Below are 4,710 nucleotides of genomic sequence, written 5' to 3'. Positions count from 1 at the left end.
GCAGGCACGCGTTCCTGTTGACTATTTGTGGGCATAGCAGCTCTCCTATCTTGAAATGTCGATTGCACCAGGCAATTAAGTGGTTGTTCTTTCCGAGGACGTAACTTTGGCTCGCGCGCCAAAAAATGATGCCCAAACCCTTAAAGATACGGGTTCTAAGGAGGGATTTCGCCGCTGACTAACGGTTCTTTGGAGGGTCGCTGGTTCTTCTGACGGGCAGTCGAGCTAGGCTAGGTAGATGATATTATTTGTGTGCGACAATCACGAGGCGCGAGCTATCGCATGTAAACGCTTCACCTTCTTCGCTATAAGCTTCAACGGACTTGAATCCCGCACTTCGCAACATGCGAACGTATTCAGAAAACCCATACTGTCTGTAAGAAAGGTGCGTTCGCCTAACATGTCCATCTCGAATGATAATCCTTTCGAGGTTCTGGCGATCGCTTAGTACATCGTTGCTATATATATCGATCCGCAAATCGTCATTCCGCCGCGCAACGTCACATATAGGAAACTTGTGACGTAGAGACTGGATGCGATTGTGGTTATCGATTAGCAAACACCCGCCCTTTCGAAGCGAAGAGGCGGCTTCACGAAGAACTCCCTCATTATCCGCGTCATCGAAATAGCCAAAGGTCGTGTACCATAGAAAAGCAGCGTCGAATCTATCTCGCCACGGAAGTGAGCGCATGTCGCCTAGAACATACTCGACATTTATTCCGCGTTCAGCCGCATCCGCTTCGGCTTTTTTTAGCAAGATCGGCGAGATATCAACTCCGACTACCTGCGCTCCTTTTTCCGCCAATCGGTTGGCAATCCGCCCATAGCCGCAGCCAAGTTCAAGAACCGCGCTGCCTTGTGCAAGAGAAAGAAGATTCCAAACTAATCCAGCCTGTCTGTCACACACCTCCGGCGGGTTTATCACGCCCGCAAAGTGAATGTAATCTTCACTGAAGTATTCTTCGAGATCCGTCAGGGATACCTTTCTCGCTGTGCCATCGTTCATTCTTTTTCCTCTTTCATTGAATGTTGCATCTCGAGCATTTTCTCACATCGTCCGGATAGTTGGGGAAAAATTTTGCGAAATTTTTATTTCTTCCTTGACTTTTTTGCGACATTCATTGACCATGTCGCATTCGAGATTGTACCGTTTCGGGCATACCCCCCTCGAATACGGTTAGTCTCCAGCAAAAGTGAAGCTGCTCATCAGGACTGTGTTCTTCACCGCACGCGCGACTTTCTGGTTAGCCAGCGCACGCAGATGCAATGCGATCGGGGCTCACAGGCTCACATGGCGGAATTCGGTGTCACAGACTGTCGACCGATTGAGCCGTGGCATCACGGTTTAGGGGTCCGAGGCTTCTGGCAGGTGAAGCCTGTAGCCTTTATGTGCTCGACTTCATCCAGCCCAAGAGCAATGGTCCTCACGCAGGCTCTCCGCCCTTCGCCCGAAGCGATAGCGCTGTAACTCCTTGATGATCTGGCGGAGCGTCTCATTCTCGGCACGCGCGGCCAGGAGCACGGGACGAGCGCTAATCACGACCGATGGCGAGATGGACCTACTCTGTTCAAGGGGGGCCGCCGCCCTGGGCGTCACACCCCAAACCGTCTTCGACTATCTCGCCGCGGGTGGGATCGGGAGGCGCCAGCTCACGAACGGGCCGGTTGCAAATCGAACTCTCAGACCGACGCGCTTCGGGCGCAGACCGCTCGCACCAGGCGATCGAGGGCGAAGGCATCATGAAAGCTTCGCTGACCCTGTCCTCGCAACCGCACTTTTTGATTGCGTGCTTCACCACGTCGTCGTAATCTAAATTGAGGGATCAAGCTACCGCCTTCGACGCACGCCGATCTCGTCCCCCGAGCACGCTCGATCAAAAGCACTTATCAACCCGCCTCCGCTGCCGAAAAAAAGCGGCCGCCAGGAATGAATCCGACGATCACGATTCCGGCTGAGCACTAGCAGGCTTCTCTGATTGGGGTCGTTGAGGTCAAGCTCCTCCTGATATTTTTCCGGACCATGTCGCCCCGCGGGTCACTCGCTTCTCTTCGCGGTCGACGTTAAGCCGCCGCATGATGGGGTCAGTAGGTAAGCGCCAAGCTGACCCCATCTGGCGCGGCTTGAGGTGATGAGCGAGACATACTGACACTGAAGCAAGGAGCCGAGGAGCTTGCAGTGTCAATTTCTATGTCTGCGCCTATGCCTGATGATAGAAGTTTCCATGTTCTTGAAGCGGTTGCCAACCGACTGGAGGCAAGCCCGCAGCGTCCGCGGCGGCGCTGGTCGGCGGAAGCGAAGTCGCGGCTGATCGAGGCGACACTGAAGCCGGGCGCGAATGTATCGGCCATTGCCAGACGAGCGGGGATGGCGCCGGCCCAGCTGTTCGGCTGGCGGAGCAAGGCGATCAAGAGCGGTGCGGTCACGCCACACAGGGATGCGGAGCGGCTCGGCTTTGTCGAGGTCACGCCGACAGCGTCTGCGTCGGTGGAGATCGAGCTGGGTGGCGTGGTCATTCGCGCCGGTGCCGATATCAATGAGGAGCAGCTGGTGCGGATTATCCGGGCGGTTCGCCAGGCATGATCCCGGCTGGCGTGAAGGTGTTGGTCGCCAGTCATCCAGTCGATTTTAGAAAAGGTCCCGACGGCCTTTTGGCACTGGTGCGCGATGCCGGCTCGGATCCATTCAACGGCGCACTTTATGTATTCCGCGCCAAAAGAGCGGACAGGATCAAGATAGTCTGGTGGGACGGCAGCGGCGTGTGTCTTTATGCCAAGCGGCTGGATGAGGCGAAGTTCTGCTGGCCGCGGATCGGCCACCACCGGGTCCAGCTCAATCATCATGCTCAGCTCATGGCTCTGGTTGACGGAATGGACTGGAAACGGGTTCGAACGGAGACCGTCAGGCGGCCGCAATCGGTTGGGTAAAACCCTGCGGCATGATGAATCAGGGAGCTGAAAACGCGGGAAAATTGCCCGCGAATATGCTCTGATTTTGGCCATGTCGGCACCCGATCTCGCGCTCCCGGACGACGTTGACGCGCTCAAGGCGATGGTTGTTGCCATGGCCGAAAAAGCCGCCGGTCTGGAAGAGCGTAATGCCGATCTCGAAGTCCACAATACGCATCTCGAGTTGGTCAACAAGAGCGCCGAGGAGCGGATCGCACGACTGACGGCGGTGGTGAAGATGCTGGAGCGGTCGCGCTTCGGCAGCCGCTCCGAAAGGTTGCGGGCCGGTGCGCTGAGCGAGGAGCAGTACGCTCTGGTCTTCGACGAGATCGAAACCGGCGTGGCGGCCATCCAAGCGCAGATGGAGAAGTCTGCGGGCGGCTCGAAAGCGAAGCGCGCCCCGCGCCCTCGCAAAGGCTTTGCGGCCCATCTCGAACGGATCGAGGTGGTCATCGAGCCCGAGACGCCTGCTGGCTGCGAAGCGCTGGAAAAGATCCTGATCGGCGAGGACGTCTCCGAACGGCTCGATGTCACCCCGGCGAAGTTCCGGGTGATCGTCACGCGTCGCCCCAAATATGCCTACAAGGGCTGGGACGGCGTCATCCAGGCAGCCGCGCCCGCCCGCATTATCGAAAGCGGCATTCCGACCGAAGCGCTGCTGGCGCAGATCGCGGTGTCGAAATACGCCGATGGCCTGCCGCTCTACCGCCAGGAAGCGATCTATGCCCGCGATCAGGTCGAGATCGACCGGTCACAGATGGCGCAGTGGATGGGCAAGCTCGGCTTCGAGCTCGAGCCGCTCGCCGATTACGCACTGACCCGCATCAAGCAGGGTGAGCGGGTCTTTGCCGATGAGACCACGCTGCCAACGCTGGCGCCGGGATCTGGCAAGGCCAAGACGGCCTACCTCTGGACCTATGTCCGCGATGATCGGCCCTTTGGCGGCAGTGGACCGCCCATTGTTGTCTATCGCTTCGAGGACAGCCGCGCCGGCGAATGTGTCGCCCGTCATCTGGACGGCTATCGCGGCATCCTGCAAGTCGACGGATACGCCGCCTATAACCGGCTGGCCCGATCCGATCGGGGCAATGACGGCGTGACGCTGGCGGCGTGCTGGTCGCACGTGCGGCGCAAGTTCTACGAACTGCATGCCGCAGGCTCCTCCGTTATCGCCTCGCAGACGGTGGCGCAGATGGCCCCACTGTGGGCCGCCGAGGAGGCCGTACGCGGCCAGGACCCGGCAGTACGGATAACTGCGCGTCAGGAGAAATCCGCCGCCGTCGTTGCCGCTCTCTTTGCGCTGTGGGAAAAGGAGCTGCCGAAGCTGTCGGGAAAATCGAAGCCCGCCGAGGCGATCCGCTATGCGCTCGGCCGGCGTGCCGCGCTGGAGCGCTTCCTCACCGACGGCCGCATCGAAATCGACTCCAACACCGTCGAGCGCGCCATCAGGCCACAGACAATTACCCGAAAGAACAGCCTCTTCGCTGGCAGCGACGGCGGCGGACGGACATGGGCCACCATCGCCACGCTGCTGACCACCGCCAAGATGAACCAGGTCGATCCGCACGCCTGGCTCACCCAGACCCTCGAGCGCATCGCCAATGGCTGGCCAAACAGCGCTATCGAGGCGCTCATGCCTTGGAACTACCACCGCTGAACGGCATCAGCTACCCGCTTACGTCAGTAGAGCGAGGCCTCTCAATCTGTTGAACGACCTTGGGAGAGTTCGTCCCAGGATCGTGCCTGCTAACGAGATCGCCTTGC

The 4,710-nt window shown here is 58.8% G+C and carries 4 protein-coding genes and 2 pseudogenes; 4 read left to right on the top strand and 2 right to left on the bottom strand.

Features of this window, described 5'->3' with window-relative positions; translation table 11 throughout:
• Positions 1 to 244: 244 nt before the first annotated feature.
• Positions 245 to 1,006: a class I SAM-dependent methyltransferase gene (locus NKJ73_RS33865; RefSeq protein ID WP_352572712.1), complete on the bottom strand. Its 762-nt coding sequence runs from the start codon at positions 1,004 to 1,006 to the stop codon at positions 245 to 247.
• 386 nt (positions 1,007 to 1,392) lie between these two features.
• Positions 1,393 to 1,555 (bottom strand): annotated as a pseudogene (locus NKJ73_RS33860) (IS66 family transposase); the annotation flags it as partial.
• Positions 1,556 to 1,748: 193 nt separating this feature from the next.
• Here NKJ73_RS33860 and NKJ73_RS34455 point away from each other — a divergent pair.
• From NKJ73_RS34455 to tnpC, 4 genes and pseudogenes are all read left to right on the top strand, one after another.
• Positions 1,749 to 1,931, top strand: a pseudogene (locus NKJ73_RS34455) (ATP-binding protein); the annotation flags it as partial.
• 269 nt (positions 1,932 to 2,200) lie between these two features.
• Complete coding sequence (locus NKJ73_RS33855; protein ID WP_352572710.1) at positions 2,201 to 2,581, top strand: transposase; 381 nt, start codon at positions 2,201 to 2,203, stop codon at positions 2,579 to 2,581.
• On the top strand, positions 2,578 to 2,925 hold the full coding sequence (gene tnpB, locus NKJ73_RS33850) for an IS66 family insertion sequence element accessory protein TnpB (RefSeq protein ID WP_352572708.1): 348 nt from the start codon (positions 2,578 to 2,580) through the stop codon (positions 2,923 to 2,925). Before NKJ73_RS33855 ends, tnpB begins: the two co-directional genes overlap by 4 nt.
• 73 nt (positions 2,926 to 2,998) lie before the next feature.
• Entirely contained in the window at positions 2,999 to 4,603 is a 1,605-nt protein-coding gene (gene tnpC, locus NKJ73_RS33845; protein WP_352572706.1) for an IS66 family transposase, read from the top strand.
• The last annotated feature ends 107 nt before the right edge of the window (positions 4,604 to 4,710 follow it).

Source organism: Mesorhizobium sp. M0074 (assembly GCF_040322975.1).
Taxonomy (GTDB): Bacteria; Pseudomonadota; Alphaproteobacteria; order Rhizobiales; family Rhizobiaceae; genus Mesorhizobium.
Note: the sequence above shows the minus strand (reverse complement) of the source record. Positions and strands in the feature narration are given on the sequence as shown.

What these genes read in the sequence shown, in the direction of transcription:
- NKJ73_RS33865 (WP_352572712.1), bottom strand. Translation starts at nt 1,006, where the DNA reads ATGAACGATGGCACAGCGAGAAAGGTATCCCTGACGGATCTCGAAGAA.
- NKJ73_RS33855 (WP_352572710.1), top strand. Translation starts at nt 2,201, where the DNA reads ATGCCTGATGATAGAAGTTTCCATGTTCTTGAAGCGGTTGCCAACCGA.
- tnpB (WP_352572708.1), top strand. Translation starts at nt 2,578, where the DNA reads ATGATCCCGGCTGGCGTGAAGGTGTTGGTCGCCAGTCATCCAGTCGAT.
- tnpC (WP_352572706.1), top strand. Translation starts at nt 2,999, where the DNA reads ATGTCGGCACCCGATCTCGCGCTCCCGGACGACGTTGACGCGCTCAAG.